Source organism: Bacillus sp. NP247 (genome assembly GCF_018966865.1).
GTDB lineage: Bacteria > Bacillota > Bacilli > Bacillales > Bacillaceae_G > Bacillus_A.
This window is the reverse complement of record NZ_CP076653.1, coordinates 4,430,738-4,447,232: the sequence shown is the minus strand read 5'-3', so window position 1 is coordinate 4,447,232 and position 16,495 is coordinate 4,430,738. Positions and strand designations below refer to the sequence as shown.

The window sequence follows — 16,495 nt, the reverse complement described above, 5'->3', positions numbered from 1 at the left end:
CTTTGTAAAGGACATTTTAAAAAAAGTTAGGCGGCATCAAGAAGATGATTTCTGTATTCAACAGGAGTCATCTTCTTTAAATTCCATTGATATCTATGCTGATTATAGTATTTCATATAGTCTTTAATTTCTTGTTTTAACTGAGGGAAAGACGTACAAGTTTTTATGTGTGCTTCATCTTTAAAGTGCCCGAAAAAAGATTCTTGAGGGGCATTATCCCAACAGTTTCCTCGTCTTGACATAGATTGTCCCAGCTTTAATTTTTTGACTAATTTTTGATAAGTAGGACTTGTGTAATGAGCTCCTTGATCTGAATGAATATAGGCACCTTCCGTTAATCGCACTCTCTTATTCTTCTTTAGTTTGTGAAGAGTCGTCGTTGCGATATCTAGTGTAAGTCGTTCTGAAACATGATACGCCAAAATTTCATTTGTGGACCCGTCTAGAATGGTAGATAAATATCCTTTCTGATTCTTACCATAAAACAGGTATGTGATATCTGTCAGAAGTACCTTTCCAGGTGTACCTTGCCTGAATTCTCGCTTTAATTGATTCGGTACCACGAAGTGTTCTTTCGTCGCTTTCAACATTCTTTTATAGGGATTCGCTTTACGAATGGGACAGATTATCCCATATTTTTTCATGATTCTACGGATACGTTTCAAATTGTAGACAACTTGAAATTGACCCGCCAATGTCATTTTGATTTGACGCGCCCCTTTCTTTCGATTTTTAAATTGAAATGCCTTTAATATGAGTTTCTTCACCACTTCATCTTGATGTATTCTTTCTTCTCGCCTACTTTGAGAAGTGGTGGAAAAATAATTATAGTATCCAGAACGCGAAACACCTGCAATTTTACACAAATATCTCACCATATTTTTTAGGCTATATTTTTCAATAATAGAACGAATTAATAGGTACTTTTGACTAGGTTGTAACGTTATTTTTTTCCCAGCCTCCCTTCCATAAATTTGATCTTTTTTAACAGCTCATTTTCAGCTTTTAATAAGTTTCGTTCCGCTTCCAAACGTGCATATTTCTCTTCTAATGTAAGCTCTCTTTCTAGCTTTCTTCCCGAGTTTTCCTTACGTGTATCTCTTAAACCAAACACACCATTTTCCTTATAGGAAGTACGCCATCTATTTCCTGATGACACAGCACGTTGTAGACCGATGATGTCTATATCAAATCCACATTCTTCAAAAATAATACGAGGTGGTTTTCCCTTTTCATTTTCTTCAATAAAGATACGTTTAAATTCATCTGTGTAGGTAATGCCTTTCTCACTTACAGATTTTACGTATGGATTCTTCGATAGGTTTTGTGTTTCCTTTGTGGTGAATAATTTTTTTGTCATTCTGAATGTTCTCCGATTCTAATTTTCTTCTTATTATACAAGAAATACCCTATCGAATAGACTTTTTTAAGTGTCTATTCGATAGGGTACAGTTTAAGTTGCTTCACCCTTTTTTATTCACCTAATTAACTAACTTCCAAATGTTGTTTTTCTGATACCTCTGCATTCTTACTATGAAAATACACCCAAATACATGCAATAAATAATAATGATGATGTAGATAAGAAAACATATTGGAATCCCGCATGAGCTGCAATTTGTCCACCAAGTACTGGCCCAATCATATTTCCTAAAAACTGAAACGATTGATTATATCCAAATATTCGTCCCGTTACATGGGTTGGAGTATGTTGTTTTAGTAGAGTTTGTACGGAAGGTAATAGTCCTGCTTGTGCAATACCTAATAAAAAACGAAGAATTAATAGTTGCCAAGCCGCGGTTACAAATGCTTGCGGGATAAAGAGAATCCCTGCAGCAAACAATGCTACTACTAACGTTTTTTGAGGACCGATATGATCTGATAATCTTCCTAATTTAGGCGCTGCCAAAATAACTGCTAATCCTGTCGCAGACATGACTGCACCTGCAAGCATTTCAATATGATCTGTTCCTGGTCCTGTCAAATGCTTTACGTACAATGTAATAATAGGTTGAATCGACATATTTGCAAGCTGAATAATAAACGTTGCTACAAATAGACTTATTATTAAATGTTTTGCAGGGACCATCGTCCCTACTTTTTTCGGCTGTGCCTTTTTTGCTTTAGCAGAATGTTTCTCCTCATGTAAGAAAAAAAAGACGATAAGAAAGGAAAGAAATAAGAAAGCTCCTGTAACTAGAAAAACATGGCGCATTCCTATTAATTCTGACAAATAACCTCCGAGTATTGGCCCAAGTAATGAACCGCTCACGCCCCCAGTTGAGATTGTAGAAATTGCCCACCCTGAATGTTCTTGCGGAGTTTCTGCAGCAATAAATGTCATCGCTGTAGAAAGGAAACCTGATACCGCTCCCATTAAAAACCGAAGTGCGACTAGTTGATACACGTCCGTCACAAACCCCATAAGCGTCATAATTACCGCCATACCAAGGCTAGCACGTATAAGCATCAATTTCCGTCCATGTATATCACCGAGCTTTCCCCATATCGGTGATACAATCGCACCCATTAAAAACGTTACACCAAATGCAAGTCCCGACCACTGTGCAATACTAGAAGTGCCGGTCACCCCTAATTCCTCAATATAAAAAGATAAAAAGGGAATTACTAAACTCATACCGGCTGCAGTGGTAAAACAACCTAGCCAACAAATCATTAAATTTCGTTTCCAGCTGGCCATTTTCACACCTTCTTTCATTCGATACCCATTCTACACCTTTTTTTGTAAAAAGTTTAGTAATTTGATTTAGACGTAAGTTTAATTACAAAAGCCGCTATTCCCTAGCAAAAACCACTTAAATCCCACATTTTTTTCATAATAAAACCAACTCCCCTATATGGAGTTGGTCAATTATCTTCTATCGGTATTAAACGAGCATTGCAATTTCTCTCATAAAACTCAATCGGACCTGCTTGTCCAATAATTGCATATTCATATCCGTCTTGCTTCATATTATATAAACAATGATGTAACAATTCCTTCCCTACACCTTTCACACGATTTTGTTTCGCTGTCCCCATCGGACCAAATAATCCTTTCTTTCCCCTCACTACATCATAACAAGCGAAACCTACTATCGCTTCGCCCTGCTGTGCAATATAAATAGGTAACTTTTCTTTATATGTGAGAAATCCATAATCTATCGAATGTAACCAACGTTCACCAAACTCATCCTCAACAAAACGTGCTAACTTTTCAAAATCAGAAGAGCTAGCTCTCCTAACATTACAAGATAATTTATTATAAATAGGATCAAAGCATTTTAAATCAACAGCTAAATCTCTTGGTTCAGCTATAATACGTAACACATCTTTTTGTATTTCTTTGTTTATAACTTTTTCACTAACTGTACCTAAACGAAATAATGCATATAATACATGTCCTTCATTTATTAATACTTGCTGAAAACGTTCCATACGTTTCTTCGCTATTTGTAAAATTTCTAGCGTTTTATTAGCTAATTTATATTGTTCTATTTTTATGTACTCTATTTCATATTGTTTTTGTAAAGAAAGTTCTTCTAAAAAATCCGTGCCAACTTTACGAAACAAATACATATATAACTCTGCGCACACTCCTGTACCTTCTTTACACATGCCGATAAAAAGATGAACTGGTTGAATTATATTATATTTAGTCTCTTTTGCCGCAATCTCCAGTATTTTATGAACACGTTTTGTAAATTGAAATTCCTCCATATGTATCTCCATCCTCAACTACTTTACTAACAAACCGTAACCATAAATAATTGAAACAATTATTCCAACCACCAATATACCTGGAAGTAAATTCGCCACTTTAATTTTAATAACTCCAAGTAAGTTTAATCCAATGGCGAATATCATAATACCGCCCGTAGCTGTCATTTCCACTATAAATTGATTCATTAATTCTTTTGGTACAAAACTATTAATTTGTGTTGCAAAAATTGCAATGGCACCTTCATATAAAATAACGGGAATTGCTGAAAATACCACTCCAATTCCAAGAGTTGTCGTCAATATAATCGAAATGAATCCATCAATAATCGCTTTTGTGAATAAAACATCGTGATTCCCTCTAATACCACTGTCTAATGCACCAAGTATCCCCATTGCTCCAATTGCAAAAATAAGAGTTGCTGTTACAAAACCTTCTGATATACTCCCTTTACCTTTCGATCCAACTTTACTTTCTAGCCAATCTCCTAAATGTGTTAACCTTTCTTCTAATTGTAGCCATTCCCCCATTACCGCACCAATAACTAAACTTAAAATCACAACGAGAAAATTTTCACTCTTCAATGCCATTTGAAGTCCCAATACAGCAACCGTTAAACCAATTGCATGCATAATCGTCCCTTTCATACTTTCTGGAATATTACTAAATAATTTACCAAATAGAGTACCAAAAATAATACAAACTCCATTTACTACTGCTCCTAATATAACCATTTTGCATTCTCCACCCTCTGAATTCTTTATTACTACATTGATTTAAAGGTTATCTATATGTTAACTTAATATTATGAATATTAACAAATGATTTTCACTATTAAAAACCCGCTTTTTTTAAAATCTATGAAACTAGCTATAACTTCCCTTCACTACAATCATCGTTAACTTCATTGTGGAAATTAACGATAACGGGACAAAACGAAACTTTAATCAGTGGGAGATTTTTCATCCCTACTGATTATGAATTAAACAAAGCGGGATAAAACAAAAAGGGACGGTAACTATGAAAACTTTATTAAAACGACTTTTTTTAATAGCCTTTTTCATTACACCAATTGTTTTATTAATCAATTACACTTATATTTCAAAAGCAAAAGATAAACCAGATACACAAAACACATCAAGTAAAGAAAATTCGACGACCGAAAAGAAAAAAGAAGACCCTGAAATTACACTCACCTTCTCTGGTGATACAATGTTCGATTGGCAATTACGTCCCGTAATTGAAAAAAATGGGGCTGATTATCCATTCCAACATGTAAAAGAAGAAATAACGAAAGCTGATATTTCTTTTATTAATTTAGAGTCTGCATTTACAACAAAAGAAAAAAGAGTGCCTGGGCAACAATTTTGGATTAAAAGTGACCCTTCAACACTACAAGCAATTAAAAATACTGGATATGACATCGTTAATATCGGTAATAACCATACGCTTGATTATGGACAAGATGGACTACTAGACACCATCTCTCACGTAGAGAAATTAAAGCTCCCTTACACCGGAGCTGGAAAAAATGTTGAGGATGCCTATACAGCACGTGAAGTAACTGTAAAAGGGAAAAAGTTTAAGTTTCTTTCCTTTGTACGCTTTATGCCTAACTTTAACTGGGTAGCTGGTGACAATAAACCTGGCGTTGCAAACGGATATGATCTAGATCTTGTAACAAAAACGATTCAAGAGCAAAAGAAAGATGCTGATTATGTAATCGTCTATATGCATTGGGGCGTCGAAAAATCTAATCGTCCAATAGAATACCAGAAACAATATGTTCCGAAAATGGTAGAGGCGGGTGCTGATGCAATCGTTGGAAGTCACCCGCATTGGTTACAAGGATTTGAGTATTACGATAAAGTTCCTATCGCATACTCGTTAGGAAACTTTTTATTCCCGAGCTACGTAAACGGAAAGAGTGCCGAAACAGGCATTTTGACCTTAACATTTAAAGGGGAAGATGTTCAAATGTCGTTCAATCCTTACATAATACGAAACAATCAAATTTCTCCTGTAAATGAAGAAGAAAAGAAAAAAGCACTACAATATTTACAAACCGTTTCAACTGATGTAGAAATTAATGCTACTGGGAAAATAATTAACAAACGCAACTAAACAGCGTGAGATTCATTTCTCTGTAACACATACATTACGAAATAGGTGATGAATATGCTAAAAAACTTATTAGAAAACGTGTATGAAATATCTATAGCGATCCTGCTTTTATGTTCAGTTTTTTCTGTTAGACTTCTAAGAAAAATAAGCGAGAGAGAAAAATTTCTCCCTTTGAATTTACAATGTACATAATCATTCGTATTGCAATACTTTTTTGGTTAACTAGCTTTATCCTTCTTGAATATGAAGCGTATTTCATTTAACTTTCAAAGAATAAAAAAGATAGAACAAGCAGGATTTCCCTCCGCTTGTATCTATCTTTTTTATTTCAGGTAGAATTGTATGTTAACTCTTTTCTTTTATTAAATAAGCAAATCAAACAGCACAGGATTTTTATTAAGCTCCACAAATTGAATGTTATTTTCTTGAAAACGGGTAATTAAAGCTTCATAGTCTTCCCTATGTTTTAATTCTACCCCCACTAAAGCTGGACCATTTTCTTTATTATGCTTCTTAATATACTCAAAGCGAGTAATATCATCTTCTGGTCCTAATCCTTTATCAAGAAACTCTCGTAGTGCTCCTGAACGTTGCGGAAATTCAATGATAAAATAGTGCTTTAATCCTTCATAAATAAGAGATCGTTCTTTCATTTCTTGCATTCTATCAATATCATTATTCCCACCACTCAACGTACATACAACTGTTTTTCCCTTTATTTCATCTCTGTATAGATCAAGTGCCGCAATAGAAAGCGCTCCAGCGGGTTCAGCTACAATTGCATTTTTCTTATACAGTTCTAAAATCGTCGTACAAACCTTTCCCTCTGGTACTAAAACTATGTCATCAATTACATCTTTACAAGTTTCAAAAGTTAACTTTCCTACCTTCTTAACAGCTGCTCCATCAACAAAACTATCAATCTTATCTAATGCAACATTTTCATTTTGAAGAAAAGCTTCTTTCATAGATGCAGCTCCCATCGGTTCTACACCGATTACCTTTGTAGTAGGACTAACCCCCTTTACATATGTACCAATACCAGATGCTAATCCACCACCGCCAATTGCTGTAAATATATAATCAACTGGTTTCTCCATATCATGCATAATTTCAACAGCGACTGTTCCTTGACCAGCAACGACATAAGGATCATCAAACGGATGTACAAATGTCATCCTATTTTCCACACAATAGCGCTGCGCCTCTTGGAAAGAACTATCAAATGTATCACCGACTAATACAATTTCTGCGAAATCACCACCAAAAAATTCAACTTGTGATACTTTTTGCTTAGGTGTCGTTGTAGGCATGAAAATTATTGACGAAATCTTCAATAAATTACACGTATAAGCAACTCCTTGTGCATGATTACCAGCACTTGCACAAACAACACCATTTTGTAACTTTTCTTTCGGTAAACTTTGAATTAAATTATACGCACCACGAATTTTGAAAGAACGGATAACTTGTAAATCTTCCCGTTTCACATAAACATCACATTCATATTCCTCAGATAATACTGAATCTCGCTGTAACGGTGTTTTAATAACGATATCTTTCATGCAATTATGAGCCATTAAGATATCTTCAATTTTCACTCTCTCCTTTACATTTTGCACCATTTCATATCATCCTTATCTCTTTTTATATTGGTTCAATCAAAATTCGGAATTTTCAGAACTGCGCCTGTATTCGCCGATGTTACCATCTGCGCATAACGTCCAAGCCAGCCAGTTTTCACTTTTGGTTCCGGTCGTTTCCATTCTTTTTTACGTTTATCTAATTCCTCATCGCTAACTCTCACTTCTAACAAACGTTCCTCAACATCGATACAAACGATATCTCCTTGTTCAAGAAGTGCAATCGTTCCTCCCGCAGCAGCTTCTGGTGAAATGTGCCCTACTGAAATACCACGTGAAGCACCAGAGAAACGACCATCAGTTAAAAGTGCAACATCAGCTCCTAATCCCATACCAGCAATTGCTGATGTTGGTGCTAACATTTCCGGCATACCAGGTCCGCCTCTTGGTCCTTCATAGCGAATAACAACTACATCCCCTTTCTTAACTTTCCCAAGCATAATGCCGGCAAGCGCCTCATCTTGTGAATTAAAAATAACGCAAGATCCTTCAAATCGTTTTACTTCTGTTGCCCCGCTTTTAATAACCGCTCCGTCTTTCGCAAGGTTCCCTTTTAATATACGTAATCCTCCTTCTTCACTATGAGGATTTTCGAGAGAATGAATCACTTCCTTATCTTGAATCTCTGCATGAGCGATATTTTCTCGTAACGTTTGCCCAGTAGCAGTTATACGATCAAGATGGAGTACCCCTTCTTTTCGGCTCATCTCTTTCAAAATTGCACTAATCCCGCCCGCACGATCGATATCTTCCATATGCCAATTAGAAGCTGGACTTACTTTACATAAATGCGGTACACGCCTTGAAACTGCATCAATGCGGTTCATATCGTAATCTAATCCCGCCTCTTGTGCGAGTGCTAACGTGTGTAATACTGTATTCGTTGATCCACCCATCGCCATATCAAGTGCAAACGCATCATCAATTGCTTCTTCTGTTACAATGTCGCGTGGTTTAATATCTCTTTCAATTAAAATTTTCAATTTTTCTGCTGCTTGTTTAATTAACTCCTCACGTCTTGGATCAATCGCTAAAATACTCCCGTTACCAGGAAGAGCTAAGCCTAACACTTCACATAAACAGTTCATAGAGTTCGCTGTAAACATACCGGAACAAGAACCACAAGATGGACAGCCATGATCTTCAATATCCTTTAATTCTTCTTCTGTAATTTTCCCAGATTGATAGGCTCCTACCCCTTCAAAAACAGAACTCAAATCGACAACTTCCCCTTTAGATGTTTTCCCCGCTGCCATCGGTCCACCTGAAACAAAAACAGTTGGAATGTTTACACGAAGTGCAGCCATCATCATACCTGGCGTAATTTTGTCGCAGTTTGGAATACAAATCATTCCATCAAACCAATGTGCATTTACAACTGTTTCTACTGAATCTGCAATAATTTCACGACTCGGAAGCGAATAACGCATACCAATATGCCCCATCGCAATTCCATCATCTACTCCGATTGTATTAAATTCAAATGGAACCATGCCTGCTGCACGTACTGCTTCTTTTACGAGTTTTCCAAACTCATTTAAATGCTTATGACCTGGAATAATTTCAATAAAAGAATTACAAATTGCTACGAATGGTTTATCAAAATCTTCATCTTTTAAACCAGTTGCTTTTAATAAACTACGATGCGGAGCTTTATCAAAACCTTTTTTAATCATGTCACTTCTCATCTTGTCAAATCCCTTCTTACACATTTTTTCTCTTACTTAATCTATTTGTTAAAATAAAAACTCTCACCTCAGCAATCAACTACTACTTAATAGTAGCTTTGATTGCTGAGGCGAGAGTTTCGCGTTACCACTCAGCTTCCTTACACTTCTCACGAAATATAAGCTCTGTAGGTCCAATCAGACCCCCGTCCTTTTACCGGAGACGATGCCGCCGCCCTCTACTCAGTTTCCCTTTCGCAAGCGATGCTCCGAGGTGATATTCAATGATTCGATTGTTACTACCCTCACAGCCTTGGAGTAGCTCTCTGAAACGATCATAATCATCTACTTTCCTCTTCTTTGCATATTACATAATATAAAATCTGAAAATTCTTAATTAATTTTTATTTGTTAAACGTATTATAGGGCTTTGTTCTTTTCATTGTCAATATATTTTTTTGTGAATTTTTCGAAATCTCAATCCACATACTAAACAGTTATTTATTTTTTCTCAAAACAAAATTGGAATGCACTTCTTACACGTACTCATATATTACTTAAGTATGTTTGCTTTTCTACATAGAGAAAAACAACTTAAAACATATAAAAAAATTATGAGGAGATGAGGGAAATATGTTAAAAGGTAAAATAGCATTAGTTACTGGAGCAAGCCGAGGAATTGGACGTGCTATCGCAAAGCGTTTAGCAAACGACGGTGCATTAGTTGCTGTTCATTATGGTAACAGAAAAGAAGATGCTGAAGAAACTGTTCATGAAATTCAATCAAATGGCGGATCAGCTTTTTCTATCGGTGCAAATCTTGAATCTTTACACGGTGTAGAAAACCTATATAATTCTTTAGATGCTGAATTGCAAAAGCGAACTGGTGGAACGGAATTTGATATTTTAATAAACAACGCTGGAATTGGACCTGGTGCTTTTATTGAAGAAACAACTGAGCAATTTTTTGATAGAATCGTTTCAGTAAATGCAAAAGCACCATTCTTCATCATCCAACAAGCACTACCACGTTTACGTGACAATAGCCGAATTATTAATATTTCATCAGCTGCCACCCGCATTTCTTTACCTGATTTCGTTGCATATAGTATGACGAAAGGCGCTATTAATACAATGACTTTTACGTTAGCAAAACAGCTTGGCACACGTGGTATTACGGTGAATGCAATTCTTCCAGGCTTTATCAAAACAGATATGAACGCAGAACTCTTAAGCGATCCAATGATGAAACAGTATGCTACTAACATTTCAGCTTTCAATCGATTAGGTGAAGTAGAAGACATTGCCGATACCGCTGCATTTCTCGCTTCCCCTGATAGTCGCTGGGTTACTGGCCAATTGATTGATGTGAGCGGAGGATCTTGTTTATAAAAAACATATATTTTCAAATCTTTTTTATTGCGCAATAAAACAATTTATATAATACTATATAAAACATATAAATTTAGGAGGATTACAGCAATGTCAGAAAAAACATACGAACTCGCAACCTTCGCAGGTGGTTGTTTTTGGTGCATGGTAAAGCCGTTTGATGAACTTCCTGGTATTCATAAAGTGCTTTCCGGCTATGCAGGTGGTCATGTAGAAAACCCAACATATGAACAAGTAAAGGCTGGAACATCTGGACATTTAGAAGTCGTTCAAATTACATTCGATCCTTCTATTTTCCCGTATCAAAAATTATTAGATTTATATTGGCCACAAATCGATCCGACTGATGATGATGGACAATTTTTCGATCGTGGCCCCTCTTACCGCACCGCTATTTTCTATCATAATGAAGCGCAAAAAGAGCTTGCAGAAAAATCGAAGCAAACTCTTGCAGAAAGCGGTATGTTTAAAGATCCAATCGTGACTGACATTCGTCCGGCTGCACCTTTTTATGAGGCTGAAGAATACCATCAACACTTTTATAAAAAGAACCCAGAGAAATATGCTACCGAGCAAAAAGAATCTGGTCGTGAAGATTTCATTAAAGAAAATTGGCAAAAAAAATAATAAAAACGCATCGTGCTTTCTTTTCAAAGTGCGATGCGTTTTTATCTTTGAAAAAAGTACCATACAATAAAAAAACAATTGCTGTTAAAACTAATTACTAGGCAGTCGGATGCCGCGCCAACTGCCTACATCACATTGGCCATATTCGTTATCACCCACTGCTACCACCGTGCCGTCTGATTTAAGACCGACTGTATGGGCACACCCCGCCGCTATCGCTACAATATCGCGCCAATCACTTACATCACATTGACCATGTTTATTATTACCCACAGCCGTCACTATGCCGTCTGATTTAAGACCAATGGTATGATTACTCCCTGCCGCTATCGCCACAATTTCACGCCAGCCACTGACATCACATTGGCCGTGTTTATTATTACCCACAGCCGTTACCATGCCGTCAGATGTAATACCAACTGTATGAAGATATCCCGCCGCTATCGCCACAATTTCACGCCAGCTACTTACATTGCATTGGCCATATCGATTATTACCCACAGTCGTCACCGTTCCATCTAATTTAAGACCGACTGTATGCCAGTCACCCACCGCGACCGCCACAATATCACACCAGCCCCTTACGTTGCATTCACCTTCTTTATTTCGGCCCACTGCTATCACCGTGCCATCCGATTTCAGGCCAATGGTACGGCGCCACCCCGCCGCAACCGATACAATATTATACCAATCGTTTACATCACATTGGTCATGCTTATTCCAGCCCACAGCTGTCACAGTACTGTCTGATTTAAGACCGATTGTATGAGCATTACCCGTGTTCGTCGCCATATGAACATTACCCGCCGTGACCGCTTCAATATCACGCCAGCCGCTTACATTGCATTCACCTTCTTTATTTCGCCCCACCGCTACCGCCGTGCCATCCGATTTAAGACCAACGGTATGACCACGACCAGCCGCTATCGTATCTTTAGGCCACCGTTTCACCTTTAACACCTCTTCTTTCAGTGAAATGTAATTCATGTTTTACCTCCTTGCATATAAGTAACTGTATCCAAATAGATATTTTTATCAAATTTCATTATAAATGACCTGACTTTTTTTATAAATCTACAGCTACAAAAGAAGCCCATTATTACTTCTTCAAAAAATAAAAACCTCCAGTTTAAGTACTAGAGGTCTTCCATTTTATTTCTTTAATCTCTCGATAAAATCCTGTAATTTATCAAGCGATTTCATATTATGATTACAAGCTACACCATCTTTGCAAATATAGTTTCCCTTTCTAACGAAAGTTCCTGGTACATCACCTTTAATTTCAACTAAAAACATTCCTACTTCTTCATGCCCATGACATAATGAACAAATACTTTTTTTATTTAAACTTTGAAATGTTCCTTGCAGACCAACAAACTTATTTTTATCATTTTTCGCTATAATAAATTTCCTGCTTGATCCCTTGTCAATCCAGCTTAAATAAGATAATTCTTTCATATCCAGTTCTTCCATATCAGGCAGTTTTAATTTTTTTGCTTTAGGGAATAGTTTTTTTAACGTTTGTGCTGTAACTTCCTGAAACGGAATTACATACGGATTTATTTTCAGTAAAAACGATTCTGCATCTTCTCTATTTTTAACTGTTAATACCGTATCAATTAAATCTTTTTGTTCATCCGTTAAATTCTCAAATACATGTATTATCTTTTCAATTGCAAGTGATTTTAACGCTTGAATTACTCCTCTATCATTTGCCGTCGCATGTCCATTTGCTAAAATATAAGCTTGTGATTTTATAAAATTATATTGATCACTTCTAATAAAAGATTCCATCTTTATCACTCCATACAAATTGTTGATCTAGTTTTATTGTATACAATGATTCAACTTTTTGATATGTAAAAGATAACTTAGAAATGAAAATTACATAACTACATCAATTATTTCCTACCGATTCATCTCCTGACAAAAGAATCCATCATCTGTTTTCCATTCTGCATATAGTACGTCCTCAAATTTAGTAATCCCTTTTTGCTTTATTTGTTTATATAGCCATCCTTCATCAAAGCCTGCTTCCCTCAAATTATCCTTAACTACTTTCCCATCACTAATTAATGAAATCGGTAAGTATACAGGCTTATGTTTTAAACTTAAATCATTTATAGTAGGAGATTCATATTTACTTTTTTTCAATACACTTATATTTCCGTTAGGTTCCAATATCATATACTCAACTTCTCGGATTGAAAATATATCTTTTTGTTGCCTAAGTATTTGTTGTAATTGGTTAATATCTAAATGATTTACACTTAATTGTTCTCGGTCAATATACCCGTTGCGAATAATAATAGAAGGGTATCCTTCAAAAAACCTTCTTGTTCCTCTTATTTTTTGTGTTATCACTTCTATAGTATAAATTAAAATCACCCAAACAAATACTGAATATAAAATAGACCACACTTTAATTTTAGGATCGTATATTGAATTTCCAACAAGCTCACCAAGGACGATAGCAGAAATAAAATCAAAGGGTGTTAGCTGAGATATTTGTGTTTCCCCTAATATTTTTGTAGCAATTAATAGAACAAAAAAACCAATTAAAAGCTCTATCGTTATTTGTCCAATATGATTCATATACGTCCACCTTTCTGCTTTTCACTCAAATACTATATATCCTATTTAGTAACAAATGGCACATTTTGGCTATTATCGTGCCCATTCACACCCAATATATCCAATAGGTGCAAAGCAAAAAGAGTCTGATTCAAAATAATATTTGAACCAGACTCTTTTATTTTCATTTAGAATACACAATCTTTTTAATCGTTTCTCCAGAAAGAAAATATTCTTCTGCAAGTTGATGAATAGCACTTCCGCTTTTAAATGCTTCTTTAATTGCTTTATTTCTTTCATCCAGTTGCTCTCTTCCTCCAGATTGTGTACCCCATTTATAATGTTTCGTTTCTTGTTTTGGAATGTAAATTGTTTCACCTTGTATATACTTTTGAATTTCAGCAATTAAGCTTTCTGGTAAAACAGCCGTAGCCTTTACGTATTTCATTTCTGCTCGCCCCTTATTTTTTAACTTTCATTCAATAAGGTGCAAAGCCAAATATAGAAATGATACGAGCTCATTTTAGCGATTGTAAATTACTTGTCTACCTCACGCAAAGTATCGCCATTTCCATACTTGGCTTTGCATGAGACGTTGCAGTGTCTGGCAATTGAATTGTAATCGCCATTATAAACACCTCCTAATATACCTTTTGTATTTTATTATATGCTAATTTTTCTCGCCTTGCATCTTCATAATCTTTTAAAGAAAAAGCGCTAGCCTTTCGTTAAAACGATAGACTAGCGCTTTAGACTAAATGATTCCTAATACATTTAAGAATACGATAATAATCGCAATTGGTGCAATATAGCGAAGTAAGAATAACCATAATACGAATAGTTTGTAGCCTTTATTTTTACTTACACCAAGCTCTTTCATTAATACATCTTTCTTCATTTTCAACGGAACAAAGATGGAAACTAATAAAACACCAAGTGGCATTAGTATGTTACTAACCGCATAATCTGCTAAATCAAAAATTGTTTTCCCGAATGGTTTCACATCACTTAGCAAACCGAATGATAATGCTGATGGAACCCCAACAACAAAGATTAACAACCCAACAATTAAAGCCATTTTTTCACGTTTCCCTTTGCTTTTACCTTTTGTTGTTAAAGATGCAACGCTAATTTCTAGCATTGAAATTGCTGATGTAATAGTAGCAAAGAAAAATAGTAATAAGAACACGATGAAGAATAATTTTCCGAACGCCATTTTACTGAAAATAGCTGGCAATACGATAAATAATAGTCCTGGTCCTTGAGATGGTTCCATTCCAAATGCGAACACAACTGGGAAAATTGCAAGTCCTGCAAGTAATGTAATAACAAGTGTTAAAGCTACGATTGAAAATGCTGAACGCGGTAAACTTTCTTCTTTCGGTAGGTATGAACTATACGTTACCATAACGGCTACACCGACGGATAGCGAGAAGAACGATTGCCCCATTGCATATAAAATAATTTCTGATGTTACATTTGAGAAATCAGGTTGTAAGAAGAAACGAACTCCTTCTCCAGCACCGTCTAACGTAAGTGCACGAACAATTAATACAAAGAATAAAACGAATAGTGCTGGCATGAAATATTTATTTACTTTTTCAACACCATTTTGCACGCCTTTACTTACGATAAAAATAGTAATAAGGATGAATAATAGCTGTGATCCTACTGCTAAATACGGATTGGAAATGATTTCACCAAACGTAGCTTCGTATGCACCATTTCCTTCCCATAGTCTACCTGTAATTGCATTCCATAAGTATAATAAAATCCACCCTCCTACAACACTGTAGAAAGAAAGTAATATGAAACATGTTACAATCCCTAATTTACCTAACCACGGCCATAGCGTTTTAGGAGCAATCTCTCTATACGCATCAACAGCCTCTTTTTGTGTACTTCTTCCAATAACGAATTCAGCTAATAATAGCGGTAAACCAATTAATAATGTGAAACCGATGAAAATAAGGAAGAACGCCCCGCCTCCTCCAATACCGGCCATATATGGGAATTTCCAAATCGCCCCAAGACCAATTGCTGAACCTGCTGCAGCTAATACGAAACCTAATTTCGATGTCCATTGCTGTGAATTCATCTTTTTATCTCCTCTCTTTTTCTATTTCTTTTCATTATAATTCGCTCTATGTTCATATTGTTCTATTACTAGCCCGTTCTAATCCAACCACTTCCTCTCAAATAAAAAACGCCCCTACGCAAATACGTAGGGACGACAAAAAATATCGCGGTACCACCCTAGTTATGAAGATACAACAAAAGTAAGACCTAAATAAAAAACGCCCCTACGTAAATACGTAGGGACGATAAAATATCGCGGTACCACCCTAGTTATGAAGCCACAACAAAGTTAGGACCTAAATAAAAAACGTCCCTACGTAAAATACGTAGGGACGATATATATCGCGGTACCACCCTAGTTGTGAAAAAATCTTCACCACTTTATTTGATAACGGTATGAACTACCGTCTTTCATTTCCTCACAATGTGAAATTTATGAAAGATGCTCCAGGACGAACTTCATGAATAATCTATATACTGATTCACACCAACCATCAGCTCTCTGAAATAGGGAGATTTTCACTACTATACCCTTTCATTGCCCAAATATTATTTTCCGAATTGATTACTATCATTTTTATCATACATTAAAAATAGTGTCAACTTATATTTTGAATTTTTATGTATTACATTCTATTTAAAAATTCAAAATATGACTTTTAAATGAAT

14 protein-coding genes, 1 pseudogene and 2 other annotated features are annotated in these 16,495 nt (G+C 35.8%); of the genes and pseudogenes, 4 read left to right on the top strand and 11 right to left on the bottom strand.

The features are described 5' to 3' along the window. Window positions 1-26 precede the first annotated feature (26 nt). From KPL75_RS23195 to KPL75_RS23180, 4 genes are all read right to left on the bottom strand, one after another. A protein-coding gene (locus KPL75_RS23195; protein WP_219917943.1) for an IS3 family transposase occupies window positions 27-1,360 on the bottom strand; the annotation gives its coding sequence in 2 pieces (ribosomal slippage) (window positions 27-973 and window positions 973-1,360; 1,335 coding nt in all). 125 nt (window positions 1,361-1,485) lie between these two features. Beyond that, on the bottom strand, window positions 1,486-2,700 hold the full coding sequence (locus tag KPL75_RS23190; RefSeq protein ID WP_219917942.1) for a multidrug efflux MFS transporter: 1,215 nt from the start codon (window positions 2,698-2,700) through the stop codon (window positions 1,486-1,488). Window positions 2,701-2,867: 167 nt separating this feature from the next. Then, window positions 2,868-3,719: a GNAT family N-acetyltransferase gene (locus KPL75_RS23185; protein WP_219917941.1), complete on the bottom strand. Its 852-nt coding sequence runs from the start codon at window positions 3,717-3,719 to the stop codon at window positions 2,868-2,870. Window positions 3,720-3,737: 18 nt separating this feature from the next. Beyond that, window positions 3,738-4,454, bottom strand: coding sequence for a DUF554 domain-containing protein (locus KPL75_RS23180; protein WP_219917940.1), 717 nt, complete (start codon window positions 4,452-4,454; stop codon window positions 3,738-3,740). Between the two features lie 286 nt (window positions 4,455-4,740). Here KPL75_RS23180 and KPL75_RS23175 point away from each other — a divergent pair, with 286 nt between their 5' ends. Further along, window positions 4,741-5,844: a CapA family protein gene (locus KPL75_RS23175; RefSeq protein WP_219917939.1), complete on the top strand. Its 1,104-nt coding sequence runs from the start codon at window positions 4,741-4,743 to the stop codon at window positions 5,842-5,844. Window positions 5,845-5,892: 48 nt separating this feature from the next. After that, a pseudogene (locus tag KPL75_RS23170) lies at window positions 5,893-6,107 on the top strand (hypothetical protein). 99 nt (window positions 6,108-6,206) lie between these two features. Here KPL75_RS23170 and ilvA read toward each other — a convergent pair. Beyond that, window positions 6,207-7,469, bottom strand: coding sequence for a threonine ammonia-lyase IlvA (ilvA, locus tag KPL75_RS23165; RefSeq protein WP_219917938.1), 1,263 nt, complete (start codon window positions 7,467-7,469; stop codon window positions 6,207-6,209). Window positions 7,470-7,501: 32 nt separating this feature from the next. Then, on the bottom strand, window positions 7,502-9,175 hold the full coding sequence (gene ilvD / locus KPL75_RS23160; protein WP_219917937.1) for a dihydroxy-acid dehydratase: 1,674 nt from the start codon (window positions 9,173-9,175) through the stop codon (window positions 7,502-7,504). Window positions 9,176-9,278: 103 nt separating this feature from the next. After that, window positions 9,279-9,524, bottom strand: a binding site (T-box leader). Window positions 9,525-9,787: 263 nt separating this feature from the next. Here ilvD and KPL75_RS23155 point away from each other — a divergent pair. Next, complete coding sequence (locus tag KPL75_RS23155) at window positions 9,788-10,546, top strand: SDR family oxidoreductase (RefSeq protein ID WP_219917936.1); 759 nt, start codon at window positions 9,788-9,790, stop codon at window positions 10,544-10,546. Window positions 10,547-10,636: 90 nt separating this feature from the next. Continuing rightward, entirely contained in the window at window positions 10,637-11,173 is a 537-nt protein-coding gene (msrA, locus tag KPL75_RS23150; protein ID WP_016094302.1) for a peptide-methionine (S)-S-oxide reductase MsrA, read from the top strand. Between the two features lie 90 nt (window positions 11,174-11,263). On the opposite strand, the gene KPL75_RS23145 is transcribed toward msrA, so the two are convergent. The 5 genes from KPL75_RS23145 to KPL75_RS23125 form a co-directional block, all read right to left on the bottom strand. Then, a complete protein-coding gene (locus tag KPL75_RS23145) occupies window positions 11,264-12,160 on the bottom strand; it encodes an RCC1 domain-containing protein (RefSeq protein ID WP_219917935.1) in 897 nt (298 codons plus the stop codon). A gap of 165 nt (window positions 12,161-12,325) precedes the next feature. Then, window positions 12,326-12,967: a FusB/FusC family EF-G-binding protein gene (locus KPL75_RS23140; protein WP_219917934.1), complete on the bottom strand. Its 642-nt coding sequence runs from the start codon at window positions 12,965-12,967 to the stop codon at window positions 12,326-12,328. 114 nt (window positions 12,968-13,081) lie between these two features. Continuing rightward, window positions 13,082-13,768 (bottom strand): DUF421 domain-containing protein, encoded by a 687-nt coding sequence (locus tag KPL75_RS23135; RefSeq protein WP_219917933.1) that lies wholly within the window; start codon window positions 13,766-13,768, stop codon window positions 13,082-13,084. A 163-nt stretch (window positions 13,769-13,931) separates the two neighbouring features. Further along, on the bottom strand, window positions 13,932-14,195 hold the full coding sequence (locus KPL75_RS23130; protein ID WP_016094307.1) for a CD3324 family protein: 264 nt from the start codon (window positions 14,193-14,195) through the stop codon (window positions 13,932-13,934). 306 nt (window positions 14,196-14,501) lie between these two features. Beyond that, a complete protein-coding gene (locus KPL75_RS23125; protein WP_199660785.1) occupies window positions 14,502-15,845 on the bottom strand; it encodes a sodium-dependent transporter in 1,344 nt (447 codons plus the stop codon). 306 nt (window positions 15,846-16,151) lie between these two features. Further along, window positions 16,152-16,374: a binding site (T-box leader), on the bottom strand. Between the last annotated feature and the right edge of the window lie 121 nt (window positions 16,375-16,495).

What these genes read in the sequence shown, in the direction of transcription:
- KPL75_RS23190 (WP_219917942.1), bottom strand. Translation starts at nt 2,700, where the DNA reads ATGGCCAGCTGGAAACGAAATTTAATGATTTGTTGGCTAGGTTGTTTT.
- KPL75_RS23185 (WP_219917941.1), bottom strand. Translation starts at nt 3,719, where the DNA reads ATGGAGGAATTTCAATTTACAAAACGTGTTCATAAAATACTGGAGATT.
- KPL75_RS23180 (WP_219917940.1), bottom strand. Translation starts at nt 4,454, where the DNA reads ATGGTTATATTAGGAGCAGTAGTAAATGGAGTTTGTATTATTTTTGGT.
- KPL75_RS23175 (WP_219917939.1), top strand. Translation starts at nt 4,741, where the DNA reads ATGAAAACTTTATTAAAACGACTTTTTTTAATAGCCTTTTTCATTACA.
- ilvA (WP_219917938.1), bottom strand. Translation starts at nt 7,469, where the DNA reads ATGGTGCAAAATGTAAAGGAGAGAGTGAAAATTGAAGATATCTTAATG.
- ilvD (WP_219917937.1), bottom strand. Translation starts at nt 9,175, where the DNA reads ATGAGAAGTGACATGATTAAAAAAGGTTTTGATAAAGCTCCGCATCGT.
- KPL75_RS23155 (WP_219917936.1), top strand. Translation starts at nt 9,788, where the DNA reads ATGTTAAAAGGTAAAATAGCATTAGTTACTGGAGCAAGCCGAGGAATT.
- msrA (WP_016094302.1), top strand. Translation starts at nt 10,637, where the DNA reads ATGTCAGAAAAAACATACGAACTCGCAACCTTCGCAGGTGGTTGTTTT.
- KPL75_RS23145 (WP_219917935.1), bottom strand. Translation starts at nt 12,160, where the DNA reads ATGAATTACATTTCACTGAAAGAAGAGGTGTTAAAGGTGAAACGGTGG.
- KPL75_RS23140 (WP_219917934.1), bottom strand. Translation starts at nt 12,967, where the DNA reads ATGGAATCTTTTATTAGAAGTGATCAATATAATTTTATAAAATCACAA.
- KPL75_RS23135 (WP_219917933.1), bottom strand. Translation starts at nt 13,768, where the DNA reads ATGAATCATATTGGACAAATAACGATAGAGCTTTTAATTGGTTTTTTT.
- KPL75_RS23130 (WP_016094307.1), bottom strand. Translation starts at nt 14,195, where the DNA reads ATGAAATACGTAAAGGCTACGGCTGTTTTACCAGAAAGCTTAATTGCT.
- KPL75_RS23125 (WP_199660785.1), bottom strand. Translation starts at nt 15,845, where the DNA reads ATGAATTCACAGCAATGGACATCGAAATTAGGTTTCGTATTAGCTGCA.